General features: G+C 60.1%; 22 protein-coding genes and 1 tRNA gene. 9 read left to right on the top strand and 14 right to left on the bottom strand.

All coding sequences use genetic code 11. From position 1 onward, the window contains the following. Positions 1-16 precede the first annotated feature (16 nt). From hpnC to hpnA, 3 genes are read right to left on the bottom strand one after another with little or no spacing between them, the layout of a single operon-like run. Positions 17-880: a squalene synthase HpnC gene (gene hpnC, locus KP701_RS08815; RefSeq protein WP_215746857.1), complete on the bottom strand. Its 864-nt coding sequence runs from the start codon at positions 878-880 to the stop codon at positions 17-19. After that, entirely contained in the window at positions 877-2019 is a 1143-nt protein-coding gene (locus tag KP701_RS08810) for a glycosyltransferase (RefSeq protein WP_215746856.1), read from the bottom strand. Before KP701_RS08810 ends, hpnC begins: the two co-directional genes overlap by 4 nt. Beyond that, complete coding sequence (gene hpnA / locus KP701_RS08805; RefSeq protein ID WP_215746855.1) at positions 2019-3014, bottom strand: hopanoid-associated sugar epimerase; 996 nt, start codon at positions 3012-3014, stop codon at positions 2019-2021. The genes KP701_RS08810 and hpnA overlap by 1 nt, the downstream gene beginning before the upstream one ends. 134 nt (positions 3015-3148) lie before the next feature. Between hpnA and KP701_RS08800 the strand changes: the two genes are divergently transcribed. After that, positions 3149-4330, top strand: coding sequence for an HpnL family protein (locus KP701_RS08800; protein ID WP_215746912.1), 1182 nt, complete (start codon positions 3149-3151; stop codon positions 4328-4330). After that, positions 4327-5208: a prephenate dehydrogenase/arogenate dehydrogenase family protein gene (locus KP701_RS08795; protein WP_215746854.1), complete on the top strand. Its 882-nt coding sequence runs from the start codon at positions 4327-4329 to the stop codon at positions 5206-5208. The genes KP701_RS08800 and KP701_RS08795 overlap by 4 nt, the downstream gene beginning before the upstream one ends. A 68-nt stretch (positions 5209-5276) precedes the next feature. Here the strand turns inward: KP701_RS08795 and pyk are convergent, their stop codons facing one another. The 4 genes from pyk to KP701_RS08775 all read right to left on the bottom strand — a co-directional run bounded on the left by pyk (position 5277) and on the right by KP701_RS08775 (position 8896). Beyond that, complete coding sequence (pyk, locus tag KP701_RS08790) at positions 5277-6707, bottom strand: pyruvate kinase (protein ID WP_215746853.1); 1431 nt, start codon at positions 6705-6707, stop codon at positions 5277-5279. 24 nt (positions 6708-6731) lie between these two features. Further along, positions 6732-7667: an SH3 domain-containing protein gene (locus tag KP701_RS08785; protein WP_215746852.1), complete on the bottom strand. Its 936-nt coding sequence runs from the start codon at positions 7665-7667 to the stop codon at positions 6732-6734. A gap of 84 nt (positions 7668-7751) precedes the next feature. Further along, complete coding sequence (locus tag KP701_RS08780) at positions 7752-8117, bottom strand: hypothetical protein (protein WP_252345506.1); 366 nt, start codon at positions 8115-8117, stop codon at positions 7752-7754. Between the two features lie 8 nt (positions 8118-8125). Beyond that, positions 8126-8896: a HesA/MoeB/ThiF family protein gene (locus tag KP701_RS08775; RefSeq protein WP_215746850.1), complete on the bottom strand. Its 771-nt coding sequence runs from the start codon at positions 8894-8896 to the stop codon at positions 8126-8128. A gap of 101 nt (positions 8897-8997) precedes the next feature. On the opposite strand from KP701_RS08775, the gene KP701_RS08770 reads away from it, so the two are divergent. Continuing rightward, positions 8998-9519 carry a DUF2939 domain-containing protein gene (locus tag KP701_RS08770; RefSeq protein ID WP_062497900.1) on the top strand — a complete coding sequence of 174 codons (522 nt, stop codon included), beginning with the start codon at positions 8998-9000 and terminating at the stop codon, positions 9517-9519. Positions 9520-9540: 21 nt separating this feature from the next. Here KP701_RS08770 and KP701_RS08765 read toward each other — a convergent pair whose 3' ends face one another. Beyond that, a complete protein-coding gene (locus tag KP701_RS08765; RefSeq protein WP_215746849.1) occupies positions 9541-9765 on the bottom strand; it encodes a DUF3126 family protein in 225 nt (74 codons plus the stop codon). A 187-nt stretch (positions 9766-9952) separates the two neighbouring features. Here KP701_RS08765 and KP701_RS08760 point away from each other — a divergent pair, with 187 nt between their 5' ends. Beyond that, positions 9953-10552, top strand: a complete 600-nt coding sequence (locus KP701_RS08760) for a hypothetical protein (RefSeq protein WP_215746911.1) — start codon at positions 9953-9955, stop codon at positions 10550-10552. Between the two features lie 48 nt (positions 10553-10600). Here KP701_RS08760 and KP701_RS08755 read toward each other — a convergent pair whose 3' ends face one another. From KP701_RS08755 to KP701_RS08735, 5 genes are read right to left on the bottom strand one after another with little or no spacing between them, the layout of a single operon-like run. After that, a complete protein-coding gene (locus tag KP701_RS08755) occupies positions 10601-11299 on the bottom strand; it encodes a pyridoxine 5'-phosphate synthase (RefSeq protein WP_215746848.1) in 699 nt (232 codons plus the stop codon). Then, positions 11296-12300, bottom strand: coding sequence for a 4-hydroxythreonine-4-phosphate dehydrogenase PdxA (pdxA, locus tag KP701_RS08750; protein ID WP_215746847.1), 1005 nt, complete (start codon positions 12298-12300; stop codon positions 11296-11298). Before pdxA ends, KP701_RS08755 begins: the two co-directional genes overlap by 4 nt. Before the next feature lie 2 nt (positions 12301-12302). Beyond that, positions 12303-13727: a M20/M25/M40 family metallo-hydrolase gene (locus KP701_RS08745; RefSeq protein ID WP_252345505.1), complete on the bottom strand. Its 1425-nt coding sequence runs from the start codon at positions 13725-13727 to the stop codon at positions 12303-12305. 57 nt (positions 13728-13784) lie between these two features. Beyond that, positions 13785-16877 (bottom strand): glycosyltransferase, encoded by a 3093-nt coding sequence (locus KP701_RS08740; RefSeq protein WP_215746846.1) that lies wholly within the window; start codon positions 16875-16877, stop codon positions 13785-13787. A gap of 54 nt (positions 16878-16931) precedes the next feature. Then, positions 16932-17453: a protein-export chaperone SecB gene (locus KP701_RS08735; RefSeq protein WP_215746845.1), complete on the bottom strand. Its 522-nt coding sequence runs from the start codon at positions 17451-17453 to the stop codon at positions 16932-16934. A gap of 466 nt (positions 17454-17919) precedes the next feature. Here KP701_RS08735 and KP701_RS08730 point away from each other — a divergent pair, with 466 nt between their 5' ends. From KP701_RS08730 to KP701_RS08710, 5 genes are all read left to right on the top strand, one after another. Beyond that, positions 17920-18258 carry a LapA family protein gene (locus tag KP701_RS08730; protein ID WP_215746844.1) on the top strand — a complete coding sequence of 113 codons (339 nt, stop codon included), beginning with the start codon at positions 17920-17922 and terminating at the stop codon, positions 18256-18258. 8 nt (positions 18259-18266) lie between these two features. Then, positions 18267-18977, top strand: a complete 711-nt coding sequence (gene pyrF, locus KP701_RS08725) for an orotidine-5'-phosphate decarboxylase (protein ID WP_215746843.1) — start codon at positions 18267-18269, stop codon at positions 18975-18977. After that, positions 18974-19630 carry a phosphoribosylanthranilate isomerase gene (locus KP701_RS08720; RefSeq protein ID WP_215746842.1) on the top strand — a complete coding sequence of 219 codons (657 nt, stop codon included), beginning with the start codon at positions 18974-18976 and terminating at the stop codon, positions 19628-19630. Before pyrF ends, KP701_RS08720 begins: the two co-directional genes overlap by 4 nt. An 18-nt stretch (positions 19631-19648) precedes the next feature. Then, positions 19649-19739: transfer RNA gene (locus KP701_RS08715), tRNA-Ser, on the top strand. 127 nt (positions 19740-19866) lie between these two features. Further along, the gene (locus KP701_RS08710; protein WP_215746841.1) at positions 19867-20067 is read left to right on the top strand and encodes an Arm DNA-binding domain-containing protein; all 201 of its coding nucleotides are present in this window, start codon (positions 19867-19869) and stop codon (positions 20065-20067) included. A 101-nt stretch (positions 20068-20168) separates the two neighbouring features. Here KP701_RS08710 and KP701_RS08705 read toward each other — a convergent pair whose 3' ends face one another. Continuing rightward, on the bottom strand, positions 20169-20984 hold the full coding sequence (locus KP701_RS08705; protein WP_215746840.1) for a hypothetical protein: 816 nt from the start codon (positions 20982-20984) through the stop codon (positions 20169-20171). Between the last annotated feature and the right edge of the window lie 2 nt (positions 20985-20986).

The raw sequence follows: 20986 nt of genomic DNA, 5'->3' as shown, positions 1-20986 counted from the left end.
TCCCTGCCGTTCCGGTTCAGCTGGCGGCAGGGAAATAACGCAGCGCCCGGAACAGGGCTTTCGCCCCATCCGTCTTCGTCAGGGCCACACGTTCCAGCAACGGATCCTGACGCCGCAGACGGGCCGTCAGGATATGGCACAGCTCCACAATGACGGCCGCTTCCAGCCGCATCCGGCGATCGCGGATCAGGAGCGGCAGGATCCGGGCGTTTCTGTTGAGTACGTCCACACCATCCAGCATCCGGTCGAACACGCGGCGAACCCCCGGCTTGCTGCGCACCAGACGCAGGTCATCCAGACAGACACCCTCCTCTTCCAGCCACGGCAACGGCACATAGCACCGGTCGAGGACCTTCAGATCGTCCGCGACGTCCTGAAGATGATTGACGACCTGAAGCGCGGAACACAGGGCATCGGAAGGTGCGAGCGTCTCCTCGGCTTCACCATGCAGCAGGAGCAGGAAGCGGCCGACGGGGTTTGCCGAGTATTTGCAGTAATGCAGCAGCTCGTCCCAGCTCTCGTAGCGGGTCTTTTCCGCATCCATGCAGAACGCTTCGAGAAGATCCGTCGCCGTTTCCAGCGGGACGCCCGTCTGAAGAAGCACTTCGCGCAGTTTGACGGCAGTCTGTGCGTCGGCGCGCGGAGGGGCGGTGATTTCACCCCGGATGACCGCCGCCATGCCCCTGAGCCGCGCGATCTTATCGGCAGGCGTCAGCTCCGTCGTGTCCACCATGTCATCCGCGACACGCGCGAAATTATAATAGGTATGGACGTAAGGCCGGAGCCGTGGGGCGATCAGGAAGGAGCCGACGGGAAAGTTCTCGTCGGATTTGCCTTTGGCAGAGGTGACGTCTTTCGTCCCCCAGATGCTGTCTGTCACGATGTTTCATCCGTGTAGGAACGATTTTTCCAGCGTACACCGACCCCACGGTGATGATCGAAGGCCGAGCCGATGGTTGCCGCCATGTAGAAGGCCGCAACGAGCGGGAGGGGAATGGCACGCCATAATGGCAGGCCAAAGCGGCGAAGCGTCGGTACGAAAGTCAGGCAGGACAGCAGATAGGTCAGAAGCCCGACCCGTCGTTCACGTCCCTTGCCGAACAGGGCCAGAGCCACCGGCAGAAGCCAGATCGTGGCCATCCCGATGATCGTCGCAATCAGCAGGACCGGCGAATAGCGGAGTTGCACATAAGCCGTCCGCGCGATCATGTGCCACACGTCCCTCATGCCGCGATACGGCCGCACGGACCATGCCAGCGTACTGTGCCCCAGATAGAGCCGGCCACCCGAACGCTTTACATGTGTGGCCAGTGTGCAGTCGTCTATCAGTGCGCCGCGCAGGGCACTGATACCCCCGATCCGCTCAAGCGCCCGGCGCCGCAGAAGGATGGTCCCACCTGCCGCACCCGCGATCCGCGAATGCTCGCTCGCAATCCGCGAAAACGGATAAAGCATTGCAAAGAAATAGACGAACGCCGGAACCAGAAAACGCTCTGCAGTGCTCTCGCAGTTCAGCGCCACCATTTCCGAGACAAGATCCAGATCATCTTCACGGGCCTTGGCGACCAGAGAGGCAAGATGGCCCGGGGCATGCAGGATGTCCGCGTCTGTCAGCAGGATGTAGCCATAAGGGCCGATCCGCGTCAGGGCTTCCTGTTCCCCCTGATGGACCGCCCACAGCTTGCCACTCCATCCGGCAGGACGCTTTTGACCTGAAATAACCGTCAGGCGGTGATATGGATCAGGCAGCGCGCGTGCAATGTCGCCTGTCCCGTCCGTGCTCTCGTCATCGACCAGAATAACAGACAGTTTCCCGTCATAATCCTGTTCCAGAAGGGATGTCAGGCACTCGCGGATGGACTCCGCTTCGTCCCGGGCGGGGACGACCACCGCAACGTCCGGTGCGCAGACCGGCGTGGGTTTCTGGGCGAGAATGGGGCCTTTCTGCCAGAATTTCCCATGGAACAGCGAAAGATAGATCCAGGCTCCCAGACTGGTCAGTGCAGTTCCGAACAACATTATTTCATCCGTCCGTGCTGACGGAACCAGACAATGGCATCTGTCACGGCATCGCGGGCCGGGCGTGGGGCATATCCGAGTTCTTTCTTCGCCTTGTCGGACGAGAAAAACATCAGCTTCTTGGACATGGCCAGCGTCTCACGCGTGACGCGTGGCTCAATACCGAACCCGCGGGCCAGCCATTCGGACACAAGCGCCACGGGATAGAGCCAGGACTGCTTGAGCTTGACGGAAGGTGGCTTCACTCCGGCAATCTGGCTGACCATGCGGAACAGGTCGCCCAGCATGATGTTCTCACCACCGAGAATATATTTCTCGCCGATCTTTCCCCGCTCCAGAGCAAGGGCATGACCTTCCGCGACATCATCGACATGAACGATGTTCAGCCCGGTCTCGACATAGGCCGGCATGTTTCCGCTGGCACAGTCGAGGATCATCTGTCCCGTGGGCGTCGGCTTGATGTCTCGCGGCCCGACTGGCGTCGAGGGGTTCACAATGATCGCCGGCAGGTTCTTCTCGCGGACCAGCCGAAGGACTTCCTGTTCCGCGCGGTATTTCGAGAGCTTGTAGATTCCGATGACCTGGCTTTCGGAAACCGGCGTGGTCTCGTCTGCCGGCACGCCGTCGCTTCGCAGTCCCAGGGCCGCAACTGACGAACAGTAAATGATTTTTTCCACGCCGGCCTCGAGGGCGGCCAGCATCAGGTTGCGGGTGCCTTCCACATTGGCCTTCATCATGGTTTCCGGATCCGGAACCCAGAGTCGGTAATCGGCAGCAACGTGGAACAGGATTTTGACGCCCTTCAGTGCCGGAGCGAGCGTGTCAGGATTGGAAAGGTCACCAACGGCAAGTTCCGCGTTCAGCTCAGCAATATTTGAACGGTCGGATGTCGGCCGGACGAGAAGCCTCAGGCGGTGGCCGCGTTCTTCAAGGACGCGGGCGACGGCAGAGCCGACAAACCCCGTAGCCCCCGTAACGAGTGTGACATCGTTCATGGTGGCAGAGTCTCCTTGGGTCATCAGCAGATGGTTGCAATTTATGACAGCATAATCCCCCCGGCTTTTCGGGGAAAGCGTCTGAAAGGGTGGAATATTCACCCTGTGTGCGATAGAGCGTGTCCAAACGGTATGTGACGAAGACGTTGAAAAAAACTCTCCCTGTTCTGCTTTCCCTTCTCGGGGTGGCCCTTTTCACCTTCATTGCGGCCAAGGCGGGTATTCATCCCGTCATGGAAGCACTTTCAAAAGTCGGTGTTGGTGGCTTCCTGCTTCTTGCGGCCTGCCAGCTTCTGATCGACATGGGGCTCGGTGTTGCGTGGCACGCAGCAGTGCCGCTGCTGAGCGTCCGGCGTCTCATGGGGGCGCGTCTGGTCCGTGACAGCGCAGGGGCATGTCTTCCCTTCTCCCAGCTCGGTGGCATGGTCATTGGTGTCCGCGCCACGCTGGCGGGTGTGGATCCACGCACCGTCAAGGGAGAAGAGCTGCACTGGCCTGAAGGCGTTGCCGCCAATCTGGTGGACATCACGACCGAGGTTCTGGGGCAGATCGCCTTCGTCCTGATCGCCCTTCTCTGCTTGATCGGCCATCACGGGGCCTCACGATTTGTCTGGCCGCTCATCGGCGGCATGGTCCTGCTGAGTCTTGGAATTGCCGGCTTCATCTGGACCCAGCAGCGTGGCGGAGTGATGGTCCGCAAGGCTGCGGCGTTTCTCGGAAAGCATATTGCTGCGGAATGGCGAGATTCCCTGATCGGCAATACGGAGACCTTTCAGTTACGACTCGAAAGCCTCTGGAGCCGACCGGACAGAATTTCCTTAGGCGCATTCTGCCATCTGCTATGCTGGATGGGCAGTGCAGCCATGACGTGGCTGGCCCTCCAGCTGCTCGGCGCTCATGTCGGATTTTTCTCCTCGGTCGCAATCGAGGGCGTGGTCTGTGGCATCATGTCGGCCGGTTTTCTCGTACCAGGGGCTCTTGGCGTGCAGGAAGCGGCCTATGTCGCGCTGGGCATGATTTTCGGCATCGATGCCGAAATCTCGCTCAGTCTTTCCCTGCTGCGCCGCGGACGGGACATTCTGATCGGTATTCCGGTCCTGCTGGTCTGGCAGATTGTGGAAATGCGCCGGCTGCGTCATGCGCCTCCTTCGGAAGCAAGCAAAAGCACGCCGGCTCCGTCTCCGGCTTCCGCTCGCAAGACCGTTATTCCCCCCGCAGTGACGGCCCTTGCCGGTAACATCAAGAAAGAGGCCACGTCCCGGGATGGCAAGAAAACCGAGGACACCCCCTTTGCGACGGCTCCCAGAGTTTTATGACACCTCTTTTCAGGTCTCTCGCTGTCATCGGCCCGGGGCTGATCGGTTCGTCCGTTCTGCGCCGGGCCCGTGAAACGGGGGCAATTGCCGAAACCCTGATCGCAGCCGACTCAAATCCCGGCGTTCTCGAACGCGTCCGGGAACTGGGCATCGCGGATATCACGACGTCCGATCCTGCCGTCGCTGCGCAGGCAGACTGCGTCATGATCTGCGTTCCCGTTGGCGCGGTGGAACCGGTCGCCCGTCAGGTGCTCCCCTTTATGAAGCCGGGTAGCATTCTGACGGACGTAGCCTCCGTTCGGGGACAGCTCGGCCCGACACTGGCGGCGATCCTGCCTGAAAACGTGGCGTATGTTCCCGGTCACCCGATGGCCGGAACCGAACATTCAGGGCCGGATGCGGGATTTTCGACCCTGTTCGAAGACCGCTGGGCCCTGCTCGTTCCGCCTGAAGGCGCGGATCCGAAGGCTGTGACCACGATCGGGCAGCTCTGGACGCTGTGCGGAGCGCGCACGAAAATTCTGTCTGATGAAAAGCACGACAGGATCTGCGCCATGGTCAGCCACCTGCCGCATCTCCTCGCCTTTACGATCTGCGATACCGCAGACAATCTGTCCGATGAGATCCGCGCGGCCGTCCTGGATTATGCCGCGTCGGGCTTCCGCGATTTTACACGAATTGCGGCGTCGGACCCGGTCATGTGGCGGGATATCTTCCTGGCGAACAAGGAAGCGCTGCTGGGGACACTCGACAAGTTCGTGGCGGACACGCAGGCGATGGCCGATGCAATCCGCACCGGCGACGAAGCAACCATCACAAGCAAAATCGAACGTGGCCGGGCTATTCGCCGGACCCTGATTGAAAACCGTCAGGCCTGAAGTCTGCTGACCTGACCTGCTCAGGATGAACTTACTGCCGGACCGGAGTCCGGCAGTGGCTGGCATGTTCAGGCTGTGATGACGCGGAGGGTATTCGTGCTGCCGGAATGACCAGAAGGCAGGCCGGCCAGGATCAGAACCCGATCCCCGGTTTTGCAGAAACCCATGTTGCGTGCGAGTTCAGCGACGGGACCGGCCAGCGGCTCAATGCCCTGAGAGCTCTGCTCGTTGTTGATCAGATGCGGAAAGACACCCCATACAACGCACAGTCGGCGTGCAACCCATAGTTCGGGCGTCAGGGCAATGACCGGACAATGCGGCCGCTCACGGGACAGGCGCATGGCGCCCGCCCCGCTTCGGGTCCGGCATGCGATAGCACCAGCGTGAAGTGTGCGGCTGACCTGCCAGGCGGCCTGAACAATCGCGCTCTGGACAGTTTCATCCGGGGCCGGACGCAGGCGGTCCATGCGGACGCGCCACTCCGTATCCTGCTCGACACGCTCGGCAATCCGCACCATCATCGAGACGGCTTCGACAGGATACTTGCCTGCCGCACTTTCCGCCGACAGCATGACGGCATCCGCACCATCGTAAACGGCATTGGAAACATCGGACACTTCGGCGCGGGTCGGTGTCGGGCTTTCGATCATGCTCTCCAGCATCTGCGTCGCCACGATGACCGGGCGGCACTGCTTGCGGGCTTCGGCAATGGCACGCTTCTGTGCGACCGGAACTTCCTCGGGCGGCAGTTCCACACCCAGATCACCACGCGCGACCATGATCGCGTCCGACAGGTGCACGATGGCCGCCAGATCATCCATCGCCTGCGGCTTTTCCAACTTGGTCACGATTGCCGCGCGACCTGCTGCGATTTCGCGGGCTTCCTGCACGTCCTCGGGACGCTGCACGAACGAAAGCGCCACAAAATCCACACCCAGCGACAATGCGAAGTCGAAGTCGCGGCGATCCTTTTCGGTCAGCGCCGGAATGGGCAGCGTCACGTCGGGAACATTGACGCCCTTGCGCTCCGAAAGCTTTCCGCCCACGACCACAACCGTATCGAGGAACCCCTCGCCCGTCTTTACGACACGCAGCTTGAGCTTGCCGTCATCCAGCAGCAGATGGCTGCCCGGCTTGGCGGCAGAAATGATTTCCGGGTGCGGCAGGCAGACGCGCGAAACCGTACCGGGTGTCCGGTCCAGATCCAGGCGGAACGGCTTGCCTTCCTCGAGGATCACCGGACCGTTCTCGAACACGCCGACACGCAGTTTCGGTCCCTGAAGATCCGCCAGAATGGCCAGCGGATGCCCGACCTTCTCCTCGGCGGCCCGGATGGCGGCATGACGCTCGCCGTGATCCTCATGTGCGCCGTGGGAGAAATTGAGCCGGAAGACATTCACGCCCGCCTGCGCCAGGGAAAGGATCATCTCGGGTGAGGATGAGGCCGGCCCAAGAGTCGCGACAATCCGCGTGCGGCGGTAATGGGAACTGGATGTCATATACGGCGTCCTCGATCGAAAAAATCAGTTTGGTTGAATCGTCTCGCCCGGGAGCAGCCCCCAGAAAAGACGGCGGGGCAGCCAGCCTTCGTAGCCCTTTACACTCACCCGGCACCACTGGGAGTTCTGGGGGCACAGCTTGATATTGCCCACCGTTCCCTGCTGCAGCACCGCGATGACGGTGCTATCTTCTTCCGGATGGCTCATGAGGAGCACATCATTTTTATGTGCCCGTGCTTCGTCCTGAGTGGCGACACGGGCAAGAATACGGGCATCGGCCTTGCCGATATGGTCGCCTTCCTGCGCGCTCGCCTCGCCGTTCTGGGCTTTCATGCCTTCAGGAGGCAGCCCCGGAATGACAAAGGTCCGGCTGCCATAGAGCGTCGCCTGATGCACCCAGCCCTTCTGGCCATCGGAATCCTCGACAAGCCGCCACACATCGAATTCGCGCTCGATTTCCACGGGCAGCCCGCGGCGGTGATATACCCAATCGATCGGATACCGGTCTCCTGGCCCGCGACGCATATAGACCTTGTCAGCCCGAAGCGCGGCATAGCGCGGCAGCGGCAGGCCGGTGTTGCTGCCCTTGTCAGTATTTTCAGGAGCCTGCGGAACGGGCGGAGTTGCAGGCTGATCGGCTGCTGCCGCACCTGCCGCCGCTCCGGCAGCGCCTGCGGTAACAGCCGGAGCGGCATGCTTCAGAGCGGCATGATGCGCCGCCTTGTGCTTCGTAGTGGGTGATGCGGTTTTTGCCGCATCGGCCTTGTGATGCTTTTTGGCCGACGCATGCTTGTCTGCCGCCTTCGCGGCCGTCTCCCCATGCTTCTTGTGATGATGGGCAGCCCAGGCATCGGAACTCACGAAGCCCGGGGCAGCAAGCAGGACCGTACCTGCCAGCAGCGCGCGAAGAAGAGCGGAATGGCCTTTGGCGGGACGCAGAGGGAAGACTGACATTCTCATGAGCGCATCCCTGCCAAGGGCCGAAGGTTTGGGCAAGTCATCAAAACGGGAAAGACGTCCGAAAATCGTGTCTTGGGCAGAAACTTACAGCGCAAGGACGGGATTGTCTCCCGCCAGTTCGAGAAAGCTGACAATTCCCCGCACCGTGATCCCATCCAGCAGGTCCTTTTCAGACAGACCTGCCATCCTGAGTCCGGCCTCACAGGCCATGATTGTCGCGCCGAGATCCATCACCACTTCCCGGAGTTCCCCGAACCCCGCGATCCCACGGGCCTCCAGCTCACTGTCCGCAATGACTCCTCCAAGCTCCTTCCAGTCCGGGGTCAGCGCCAGAACGCTGCGTCCGCCAGCAAAAATCGTCACATCGCGTCCGAGCGACAGGCCGCCTGCTGCAACGACAAGTGCGTAATGGGCCCGCTGCCAGGAATCGTCGGCCAGCGTCAGAAACATGGGCTGTTTCATCCGGGTGCCCGTTCATCATGATGGATCTGGCAGGCAGGATTACGCTTCAGCACGAAACTCTCCATCGTCCCCGACAGCGCGTCCCACAGGCTCACCCGTGTCTGATCTGTTCCTTCAAGTCCGATGACTTCCCGCATGACCTCCACGGCCATCAGGCTCCCCATCACGCCCGTCGCTGCGCCAAGCACTCCGGACATGCCGCAGTTCGGCGCTTCTGTCTGTGCAGCCTCGGGAAACAGGCAGCGATAGCAAGGTCCGCCCTTCTGCGGCCTGAATACGGCCAGCTGTCCTGAAAATCCCTGTACTGCCCCGGATACCAGCGAACGACCATGACGCACGCAGATATCGGAGACAGCCAGGCGTGTGACGGCGTTGTCGGTTCCGTCGCAGACCAGATCATATTGTGGCACAAACGCATCCAGCGTTTTGCGCGTCGCGCGAACCGGATGCGGACTCAGCGTAATCAGCGGGTTCAGTGCCTTCAGACGCTTGGCCGCGGCCTCGACCTTGAACTCCCCGATGTCGTCAGTGCCATAGAGAACCTGCCGCTGCAGATTGCTAAGATCGACGCGATCATCATCCATGATCCCGATATGCCCGATTCCCGATGCAGCGAGTTGCTGAAGCAACGGGGCTCCCAGTCCTCCCGCGCCGACCACCAGAACAGAAGCTCCCCGAAGTCGCGCCTGCCCGATCGCCCCGACCTGAGGCAGGAGAATGTGGCGGGAATACCGCTCCAGCTCGTGGTCGGAAAAATTCATATCCATGAAATGATGATAATTGCTGACTTTCACTCTTGAAAGACGTTAGCGTCAGTATCGTTCAACACTGTCCTGGTGTCTCGCAGGACCCGAGCAGAGAAGTCATCATGAAAAACGGTTTTCGCAGAGTCATGCCGCGCGCATGGCAGGGACTTGGTGTCAGTGCAGGCGCTGTTCTGGCAGCCTACGCGGTGTCGCCCTATCTCGCCCTGTGGGATATCGACCGGGCCATGAACGGTAACAATCCGTCGCGCCTGGCGCCTCATGTGGACTGGTCAGCGCTGACGCACTGCCTCAAGGAACAGTTTACGCCCGCCGCTCCTGCCGATGACGATCTGCCGGGATTCGGAAGTTCATTTGCAGGACAGGTCGTGTCCAACGCCATCGATACGCATCTCACGCCCGCAACCCTGATGACTACGGCGCATCAGGTGATGCCACATGGTCCTGCCACGTCAGACTGGTTTGGAATGTGGCATTCCATGCATGCCCATTTCGTGAGCCCCGGAAAATTCGAGGCCAGTCTGGATCAGCCGGGACAGACACCGTTCGTCCTTCACATGAAGTTCGAGCACTGGGGCTGGAAGATCACACGATTCGAAATGCCTGCCCCGGCTCATGCTGCCTGAGGCTTAACGGGGGCTGGGATTTCAGGCAGCCGGCAGGTCTTCTTCCAGAACCGTGATGTGGATGGCGTAGGAGACCTCGCCTTCATCCTCATCGCGGTGAACTGTCCCGATGACTTCTCCGGCAACGGCCAGTTCAACGCTCATCCCCTTGCGGCTGGGCTTGTTGAGCGTGAGCTTCGGGGAGCCCAGCAGGCGCTGTAGCGTGGTCTGGAGGCGTGTCACCTCGGATGGGGTCATATCGGCCATTGGTGGCATTCCTGTGATGCAAGGGAACTGCCATCTAACCCATCATCCGGAACAAAGGAACCCGCTTCCTCTATCCCCATCAGGGATGCTGTTGTAGAAACAGGGCACTTCACATCTGATTGTGACCTGTTCGTCATGAATCGTTCCGGGTCTGCAGTCTGCTTCCCTTACGCGCAAAGGAGACATGATGCGCCCGGTCTACACACGCCTTCTCGTTGCCCTGACGGCAACCGCGGCCCTTTCTGGGTGTGGCTATTTCGATTCCCGCAGCGCACACAAGGCGCAGTACGAAATGGTTGGCATGACGAGCTATGATCTCCAGGCCTGTGCCGGTATTCCGGCTTCCACAAAGAAGCTGAACGATACAACCGAGATCTGGCAGTATGACGGAAGCAAGGCCCTTCCGACGATGCCGTCGGATTCCGGATTCATTCCTGTTCAGTCTGCCATCAGCATCTATCAGTCCGCATTTGGTGGCGGTGGTACGGCTTGCCGCATGCTGGTCCGCATGGATCACGACCGGGTTTCGGAAGTTCATTACACGGGCAATGACGACGAATATATCGGAACGGACGGTATCTGCTCCATCATCACCCGCGGCTGTGCCCGTCAGCGTGAATCCACGATGCGTCGCGTAAATGGCGGCCCCTTTGGCCCTGTGTCTGGCTTTCACCCGCCGCGTACACCGGCGCAGAGTGCGACAGCAACCTATTCCGACCAGTCCGGAAAATATGTTCCCAAGTTCACGAAAGACGACACCCAGCCGGTTATCCAGCCGGTCAAGTAACCCACAAAAAGGGGAGCAGGGCGACAGACGTCCCGCTCCCCTTTTCTTTCAGGAATTGATGAGGCTTTTCATTTTGCGGACCACCGGTCCCAGCCCGTCAAAAATGGCCTGTCCGATCAGGAAATGGCCGATATTCAGTTCGGCAAGTCCTGCCAAGCCCGCAATCGACCCCACATTGTCATAAGTCAGTCCGTGTCCGGCATGGAGCTCCAGCCCACAGGCTGCGACCGTCTCCGCCGCTGACCGCAGTCGCTCCAGTTCCTCACTGCCGCCCAAAGCGTAAGCCCCGGTATGGAGCTCTACAACCGGCGCTCCCAGAGCTGCGGCGGTTTCGATCTGTCGCGCCTCGGGATCGATGAACAGTGAAACCCGGATGCCCGCATCCCGCAGCCGAGCGATTTTCGGCTTCAGCGCATCGCTCTGGCCCACGACATCCAGCCCGCCCTCGGTCGTGACTTCCTGGCGTTTTTCAGGCACCAGGCAGCAGGCATGGGGCCGAAGATCACAGGCAATCCGGACCATCTCGTCCGTCGCGGCCATCTCGAAGTTCAAAGGTGCGGAAAGCGCCCTGAGGCGCGGCATGTCAGCATCGCGGATATGACGCCGGTCTTCCCGCAGATGCGCCGTAATCCCGTCCGCCCCTGATGCGATGGCCAGCTCGGCCGCCGCCACCGGGTCAGGGAATATGCCTCCTCTGGCGTTGCGCAGCGTGGCGACGTGATCGATGTTCACTCCAAGACGGATCATGATTCTTTTCCTTCCCGATAAGCGCTCATTTCGCCAGCCAGCCGGATCGCCGCCAGAAGACTGGACACATCCGCCCGGCACGTTTCCGTCACAGGACCTGCGATATCAAAAGCCGTTCCATGATCGGGCGAGGTTCGGATGATCGGCAACCCGAGCGTCACGTTCACGCCTTCTTCCATATCAAGTGTCTTCAGTGGAATGAGCGCCTGATCATGATACATGCAGATCGCCACATCGTAATGCGGCCGGGCCTTGGCGCTGAACATCGTGTCCGGCGGCATTGGGCCCCGACAGTCGATCCCTTGCGCCCGGAGCCTGTCGATCGCAGGCTGGATGAGTGTGATTTCTTCATCGCCCATCATGCCGTGCTCACCAGCGTGAGGGTTCAACCCCGCTATTGCCAGACGCGGCGCCCCAATCCCGAAGTCACGTTTGAGCGCCGCATTGGCGATCTCCGCCACCTGTACGATGCGGTCGGTCGTCAGTGTCTCCAGAGCCCTTCGGAGCGAGACATGAACCGTCACTGGCACGACCCTGAGCTGGGGCGAGGCCAGCATCATGATCTCTTCCCCCGGCATGTCACACAGGGTTGCCAGAAACTCCGTATGTCCCGGATAAGGAAAACCGGCTGTAGCCAGAACGTGCTTGGCAATCGGGTTCGTCACGACCCCGCCGGCACGCCCTGCAAGAGCGTACTCAACGGCCTGACGGATACTGCTGATCGTCGCTGCGGCATTCCGCGAATCAGGCTGGCCCGGAATGACCTCCACTTCGCATGGCACCGGCAGAACGGGCAGGCTGTCAGAAAAGACAGTCGTCGCCTCTTCCGGCGTTGCGATGCAGGTCACTGGCACGGCATGTTCAACCAGACGCGGATCACCGAGCCAGAAGAACATTCCTTCCCCCGAATGCCGAAGCCTTCGCCAGGCTTCTGTGGCAAGCTGGGGGCCGATGCCCGCCGGATCCCCGAGCGTCAGTGCAAGCGGTGGCGGGCGTTTCATCGTCAGCCCGCTTCTGCCAGTGCTGCAAGGACGCGTACCCAGGAGCGGATGCCTTTGTGAAAGGAGTCCAGCCCGTACTGTTCGTTCGGAGAATGGATCCGGTCGTCATTCTGGGCAAACCCGATCATGAGAGCATCCAGTCCCAGCGCATCGCGGACTTCGCCGGCCACGGGAATGGAACCGCCCGACCCCACAGTTGCGGCAGGCACACCCCACTCGTCACTCAGGGCCTTCAGGGTCGGTGCCAGAAAACGGCTGTCACGGGAAACTTCAAAGCCCGGAGAACCGCCGTGGGCCGTGAATGTGACATGGGCGTCGGAAGGGAGGGCTGCGCGGATATGGGCCCGGAAGGCCTCGCGGATGCGGTCAGGATCCTGACCCGGAACCAGACGGAACGAGACCTTGGCCATGGCTTTGGCGGGAAGAACGGTCTTGAACCCCTCGCCTTCGTACCCGCCGGAGATACCGTTGATTTCACAGCTCGGCCGGCACCACGTCTGTTCGATCGCGCTATAGGCTTTCTCTCCTGCCGCAACCGACAGTCCCGCCTCTTCCAGTAGGGAGCGGTCATCGGGGAAAAGCCTGCTCCACTGCGTCCGGGTGGCAGGAGACGGATCCTGGATGCCGTCATAGAAACCCGGCAGCGTGACGCCACCCTCGGCGTCCCGAAGCGTCGCCAGAGCCTGACACAGAACGGCAATCGGATTGGCGGCAGCATTGCCGTACAGACCAGAATGCAGATCATGGCTGGCACACTGGATCACCACTTCCTCGGCCATCATGCCGCGGAGGGAGGTCGTAATGCCTGGCGTTTTGCGATCCGCCATGCCGGTATCACAGACAAGCGCCACGTCCGCTTTCAGCTCGGCCGCATTTTCCTTGAGGAACGGGAACAGGTTCGCCCCGCCACATTCCTCTTCGCCTTCCAGAAGAACACTCACTTTGACCGGAAGCGACCCCGTAACCTCTTTCCAGGCTCGGCAGGCTTCAAGGAAAGTCATCACCTGCCCCTTGTCGTCGCTCGCACCGCGGGCAACGATGACCTTGCGCCCTGAGGCGTCCTCGATCAGCCGCGGATCAAAGGGCGGCGCGTTCCAGAGTGCTTCCGGATCTGTCGGCTGCACATCGTAATGACCATAGAACAGGACATGCGGTCGAGCATCGCTGCTGCCAACAGCCTGATCATGGCCCACGACCATCGGGTGCCCCGGAGCCGCCCAGTGCACGTCGCGGATCTCTGCCTTCATTCCCAGCTGTTCGAGTTCCTTCCGCATCCAGTCCGCAGCTTTCCGGCAATCGGCGGTGTGGGCGGGCTGCGTGGAAATGCTCGGAATGCGGAGAAGCTCGAACAGGCGTGAGACCGAAGCGTCCAGATGGGTGTTGACGGTCTGGAGAACGGTATCAAGTGTGTCGGAGTTGGCAGTCATCTTGTGTTCCATGTTCGGGGTGTCAGTCACCCAAAATCAGACCGGAGAGCCGGTCTTTCAATCGCCGTCGGTCGTAAGTCGGCGCGGCTGGAGACGGATCGGCGCGGGAGCAAAGCCGGGAGCGGTCTCGGACAACCTGTGCGCACGCGGCGTTACGGTCGAAGCTGCAAGAGGTGTGGTGCCCGCCGCGATGGAAAGGACCTCGCGGAGGCCATCATGAAAATTCGAACGGGATGCCTCCTCTTTCATTCGGCCCTGTGCTCCACGGCTTATCGTATTCCACAGATCCATGTCCGTATACAGCCCGATCACGGCCTGGGCGAACTGCTCCGGATTACAGAATCCTCCAGACAGACAGTCTTTTCCGTTTTCCCATCCCAGTGTCTTGCAGACTGTTTCGGAAAGAACGGCAGGCAGTCCTGCCGCGGCCGCATCCAGAACTTCCCGCGGGATGGCTGGCAGAACGCGTGTGGGCTCCACGAGAATACGGCGTGACCTGTAGAGAGCTGCAAGATCAGCGTCCTCCGGGAAGGCTTCCAGTCGCCGATATCGCGCGAAAGCGGAGAGATCGACCCCGGCGGCCTTATGGCCCGCAAGGAGGACGGTTGCGTCCGGTGGCAGACCGCGATCCAGTTTTGAAAGGACTTCATGGATGAACCAGTGCAGTCCGTCATGAACCGCATCGCCACTGGCAAAAACCGGAAGAACAAGCAGGATTCCCGAGCGTTCGCCAAAGCCGGGCGAGAGCGTCGTAGGAACAGGTGGCGCACCAAGGACCCGCACATTGGTGAGGCCAAGGACCTCCAGGTCGGCCTTCTCGGCTTCCGTTCCGGCAACCACCGCCTGCGTCATCCAGACCTGGTCAATATCCAGCTCCAGATCATCAAAAAGCAGCTCCCGGTTATTGACCGCTCCGACAAGCCGGCGGTTATGGGTCTCCCGGGCATGGCTTGCGTGAATGTCCGCGACCATTCCAAGTCTGGGTAACGCCTGCGAGTGCTGCTGCAGGATCGGCGCGGCTCGCTGGAGCGTTTTCATGCCACCGATCCAGACGTAATCAAAGCATCCCGCCCGCTTGCGCAGGAAATCAGGAAGCTCGGACAGGTCACAATCGTCCATCAGTTCGATGTCTGCCGGAAAATCCAGTGCCGTTGAGACACAGTCATGAAGGCTGCCATCAAGCGGAAAGACAGTCACCTGATATCCCAGCTGGCTCAGCCCGATCATCATATCGCGGTGGCGCAGAAAAGGTGTTCCCAGAACGACATGGGGCAGCCGTTTGCACAGGAACAAAATGGCTGGCGCTCCGGATGCAGAGCGGGCCCGCATGAGACTGGTTCCCGGAAACGGCTGTCTCGAGAGCAGTCCTGCGAAGCGGCGTTTCAGCCAGACCTCATTGCGGGCCCGCAGTTCTGGCGCGATCTCCGGCTCTGAAGCCGAGCGGTCGAGCACATCCGGATCATAGAGGATCTTGCCCCCGACCTGTCGCAGGGACAGGCAGATCGCCAGCATTTCGGCTTCCAGGCCAATGCAGTCGGGGTTGAGTCGGTTGTGATCATGGAGCGGAAGTCGGCGACAGAACAGCAGGCCACCGGTGAAGGCATCCACCCATCTCCGGAAGGCAATTTCAGGTTCGTTCGCCCGCAATCCCTGTCCAAAGGGTGTAAAGGTCGCATTACGCCAGACGATGCTGCCGGCTTCGCGGATCCGTCCATCAAGTCCCAGCGACTGTCCGCCTACGGCGTAGACTTCAGGGTCTGCGAAGGCTTCAAGGGCGATATTCAGGCTTCCGGGGAAAGGCTGAACGCCAGCGGACAACAGCAGGACGACTTCTGCCCTTGCAAGCTCAAGCCCGAGCGCGACCTGTTCGGCATGCGTGGTTCGGTAAGGGGGACGGACGATGTGAATTCCGCGAACAAATCTCTCGATCTGGGCCGTCTCATCCGTGGACCCCGCATCCACCAGAATGATCTGAAGATTGTGCTCACTGTTCGCATGAAGTGCGGCAAGCGTCGCAAGGGTTTCAAGAAACTGGTTCGAAACAGGCAGGATGACCGTTGCGTCCGGCATGGTGACCGGGCGGAAATCCAGGGGCCCGCGGATCAATGAAGGAATGAGAGTCTGCGCCCGCTGAAGATCCAGAAGCTGACACTGCTCTGCAGGGATGTCGGCAACGACCTCGTTCACCGGGTTGCCCTGGGACTGGACCCAGAGCGTAAAAATATCGGAGATATCGGGTCTGCGCAGCTGTCGCTGTGTTCCGCTCTGGTTCAGGAAGGCGGCCAGATCGACCCCCGCCTGTGGCTGCCGTTTCTCGGCTATGCCGAAACGGATGAAATGCTCATAGCCGTTCCGAAAGCCCCCATTGGCCACGATATTGCCGACATCGGGATACTGCGCAGCATAAAAGGCTTCGCTGAACCACGGATTGGGATCGTACGCGGTCGGATTTCCATTGGTCAGGTAATGATGAAGCGGGCTTTGGAATCTGCCGCTCTCCAGTGCGTCCACAACATCCGGATAGCGCTCAAGATACCATTGCGGATCGAAATACCAGGAGCTGCGTCGGCGACCGGCTACCGAAAACCTGATGAACTGGGTGAAATCACCAATCGCAAAATCATAGTGCTGCCGTTCAGCCATGCTGGCGGCACGAAAGACTTCGGGATCGAAAAATACATGCGACTTGCGATGTTCCTGATCACCGACCGCAAGATAATGGTCGTATCCGTTGCAGAAGCCCTGTGAGGCCAGGACGTGGGGGCTCAGGTCGGGATTGCAGCTGAAATAGTTTTCTTCGGAAAAAAGCCAGTGCGGCGAGCGGCTTCGAAAACCACTTTCGCAGTAATGAAGGAAACCGCTGTCAAAAATCCCCAGACTGATGCCTTCGCGGACATCCGGATTCTGGCGCAGATACCATTCTTCATCAAAAAAACGGTTGGGAGAGAACCCTGCCCTGGCGCCTCTGTGTTTCCAGTGCTGCTCCAGCCCTTCGTCACTCAGATCAAGCTCGCCAGCCTCTCCGCTTTCCTTGGCTTCCTCCCTCAGACGCAGCCCATAGCGTGTGCGGTACCATTCGGCGTCAAACGCAGCCCACAGAGGCGGCCGGTCGCCCGCGAAAGCCGGAGATGCAAGGATATGATCTTTCATTGACGCTGGATCCTCTGGGAGCGCACACGGAACGGTAAAGCTGTCGTGCCGGGTTCAACGCTGCTGCGCGCGCCGGCTCTGCCAGAGTTCATGGAAGTCAATGGGCTGGATGTTGGGAGACGGGAACCCAGCTTCACGAACCGTGTTCAGCATGACACTGCGCGCGGGCGGGAACAGGAAGCGCGGCGCCTCAACCAGCAGCAGGGGCTCGATTGCATTCTGCGGGATCCGACCAGTCAGACCGAACAGGCCTGCATACGCCACGCTGAGTTCATACAGCACCTTCGGATTGGGAGCATCCTGTGTGGGCGCGCTCTCAAAACCCTGGGCACGGATGATCAGGCTGACCTCGAATGTCGGCTGGTCTCCGAGCTGGCGTCCCGTCACATCGACCATCATGCCGATATGAGGCTGCGACGGCAGTTCCCTGTACACATCCGGGGTATTCTGTACGTCAATCGACAGCGTCCGGAGATACTGCGAACCGATGATGAGAGATGAGGAAGACGGCAGGGAATCCGAGACATCCAGGCTGGCAGAATTGCCCGTCACGGTGTCGGCGTATGTTTGACTCATTATGTTTGCATCCTCATGCGGTCATCATCATTCCCTACATTTCATATTGCACTGAAATGCAAGGAAATGTGGCGCCCCATACTCTGTCATGATGTTTACGTTTTGACCAGCGGGGCGAAGTCCGGTGATCTTTCAGTCTGACACTCCAGACGCTGGCAATCAGGTTCGGTTCCTTGGAGGGTGTGGAGTGTTTTTCACCATCAGCCCGACGGGCACCACCCTTCCGGTTTTCAGCCTGCCCAAACAGCCCGGAAGACAGCATTTTCCGAAGGTGGTCACCGTAACGGGATGATTTCAGACACCGCAATCCCTTTCGGTGATACGTTGGGGGTGATATCGCCATCTGGCGCAATGTCAGCACTGGCGCATGATACCACCTGCACTGGCCATCATGACTGCTGACAGGGATCAATCTTCCTGCCCGCACGTCTTGTTGCGCTGCAGGTAGCACGATAGGACCATGTTCATGCTCAGACTGCTCATTCTCGTCATTCTTCTTGCGGTCCTGATCGTTTTTGCCCTGAGCAATACGGATCTGGAACCCATCTGGCTGGTTTCCTTCGGCTGGCATCTGTCCATTGGCACCCTTGTCCTGGGCGTCGGCGTGATCGCGCTCCTGTTTGGTTTCCTGATCGGTCTGATCGGTGACATGCAGCAGCGTTCGCGCGCACGCCGCGCCGAGCAGCATGTCCGGACCCTCGAAAGTCAGCTGGTTGAACTCCATCAGCGTCTCGACCGTCTTCAGAACCCAGCAGGTTCCCCCCTTCCCGGCACCACGCCCGTCCAGCCTGAACAGAAGGTCTGATCTCCACCATGTCCAGGCGCACACGACTGATCGCAGCCCTCGATACCGCATCCCGTTCCACAGCCCAGAACTGGGCCGACAGCCTGAAAAATGACGTCGACGCCATCAAGCTGGGTCTCGAATTTACCTATGCCTGCGGACTGGATGCGGTAAAAACCGTATCGGCCGGGCACGAACTGTTTCTGGACCTGAAACTGCACGACATTCCCCATACCGTCGCATCGGGTCTGTCTGCTCTCGCCCCGCTCAGACCCGCCCTGACGACCATCCATGCCAGTGGCGGTGCCGAAATGATTGCCCGTTCCCGGGAGGCTCTTGAGAGTGCTTTCCCCGTAGGCACAAAGCGCCCGAAACTGCTTGCGGTTACGGTTCTGACGAGCATGAACGCTGAAGGTCTGCTGGACATCGGCGTCAACGGAACGCCCCAGGAACAGGTGCTCAGACTTGGAAAACTGGCCATCAGCTCCGGTGCAGACGGTCTGGTCTGTTCGGCGCATGAGATTGCGCCTCTGCGCGATGCCCTGGGGGACGGGCCCGTTCTGGTCGTGCCGGGTATCCGGCCTGCTGGCAGCGCTTCCGACGACCAGAAGCGCATCATGACGCCCGGACAGGCTGCCCAAGCCGGAGCGGACTGGATTGTCGTGGGGCGCCCCATCACGAAAGCCGCAGACCCGGTTCGGGCCGCCAGAGCCATCATGGAGGAACTGGCCAGCGTATGACCGGCGTCAAGATCTGCGGAATTCGTGACACCCAGACGATGGCGCTTTGTGCGCGTCTGAAGGTTGACTGGGTCGGGTTTGTATTCTGCGAGGCTTCGCCACGCTTTGTAACCGCTGACGAAGCACTGCGCCTGCATGAGAGCGCACCATCCGGTCAGGAAGGTGGGCCTCTGCGGGTCGGCCTGTTCGTGAAATCCAGTGATGATTTTATCGCACAGGTTCTGCGGACTGTCCCGCTGGATATTCTCCAGATCTATGACACGCCTGAACGGGCAACCGAAATCCAGGCCCGCTTCGGATACCCCGTCTGGCAGGCCTGCGGCATTGCCAGACATTCGGATCTGCCGACAGACCCAGGCATGGCAGGATATGTCATCGAAGCCCCCAAACAGGAACAGGATCACCGTCCAGGTGGCCTCGGCCGGACTTTTGACTGGTCCCTGACCCGGAACTGGGCACCACCGTCATTCTGGATGCTCGCAGGCGGCCTTAACCCTCAGAATGTTCAACGGGCAATCCAGGAAAGCCAAGCGCCAGCACTTGACGTTTCTTCGGGGGTGGAAGCCGCTCCCGGCTGTAAATCCGCTGAACTTATTGAAAAATTTGTCCAGAACAGCCGAAAGGCACTTGATCTCAAGCCGAAGCTCTCGTAAACACCGCCTCGCTCGACAGGAGAGATGGCCGAGCGGCTTAAGGCGCACGCTTGGAAAGCGTGTGTACGTTAATAGCGTACCGTGGGTTCGAATCCCACTCTCTCCGCCAGATCCCCTTCTCAATCAGTCTCATGTTGTCTCAAAGCCTTGGTACTTCCAATGTTTTGCGCCATTCTCTTGTCTTATTCGTTCTCATTTTGTCTCATCCTGTCTCGTTCTGGACCGGGTAGAGCCACATGCTGACAGACTCCCACATCCGCGCGGCCAAACCAAAAGACAAAGCTTTAAAGCTCACGGATGGAGGCGGCCTGTATCTTCAGGTGATGCCTTTAGGCGGCAAGCACTGGCGCTGGCAACATGAGATTAAGGGAAAGAAAAAGACCTACACGATCGGGACATACCCTAAGGTCAGCCTCATCAATGCCCGACGCGCCTAGGAGAGTGCCCGCGCAGAGCTGCGAAACGGACAGACCCCCTCCCTCAGCAGAAGCGCGCTGACCCTAAGACCCTTTTCTCAATGTTAAAATGCATTCTGTAACTACTGGGTCGGTGGTCTTGGGAGTTGGCTGTTGACCAGGGTCTGGGTCTGCCGGTCGATCGTCCAGAGACGGTTGGCTGTCAGGGCGTCCCAGTCGAAGGCCTGACCGTGGGTTGGGAGCTGGTAAGTTGCAACATGGCGCAGGCGGCCGCCGGCCTGGGGGAGTTGCAGGGCGTAAAGCTCCTGCGCGTCGTGGCCCGTGACGTAGAGAAGGCCATCGGGGCCCCAGTGTCCGCCTGAGGCACTGTGATGGCCGAAGCGTTCGAGAACATCCTCGGGGAAGAGCCACTGTTCCTGCGTGGAAAACCGGGTATCCATCCTGACGAGGAGCGTTGAGCGATGATCGCGGGGGGCTTCGCCGCCATCGCCGTCATAATTGGCGAAACAGGCCCACCAGCTTCCGTCATGCCAGTCGATCCAGGTCAGGGAACCGCGACCGGGACCGAAGCTGTGGGTGCGGGTGTGCTGCATTGTTCTGGTGTCGAACCACTCGACGGAACTCCACATCGGCAGTTGCGGATAATCCGACATGGCGCAGACGAGCTCCGTCCCCTGGACCTCGCAACTGTTGATATGGATGAAGACCGCCGGGTCGCCGGACCAGCCTCCCACCCTTTTGCCGGTCTGTCGGTCATATTTTCCGATTGCGCTGTTCTGAATCGCGTAGAGGAACTGCCGGTCGTTCGCGACGCCCTGCGTGGCCTCCTTTGCCGGAAGGGTACGGATGACGGTGACCGCACCTGCCGGGGGCAGGCCGGCTGCGTGGCACAGGGGCGCGAGCAAGAGTGCAGCGAAAGCGGAAAGAGCATATTTCATGA

The organism is Gluconobacter sp. P1C6_b, assembly GCF_018811945.1.
GTDB lineage: Bacteria > Pseudomonadota > Alphaproteobacteria > Acetobacterales > Acetobacteraceae > Gluconobacter.
Note: the sequence above shows the minus strand (reverse complement) of the source record. Positions and strands in the feature narration are given on the sequence as shown.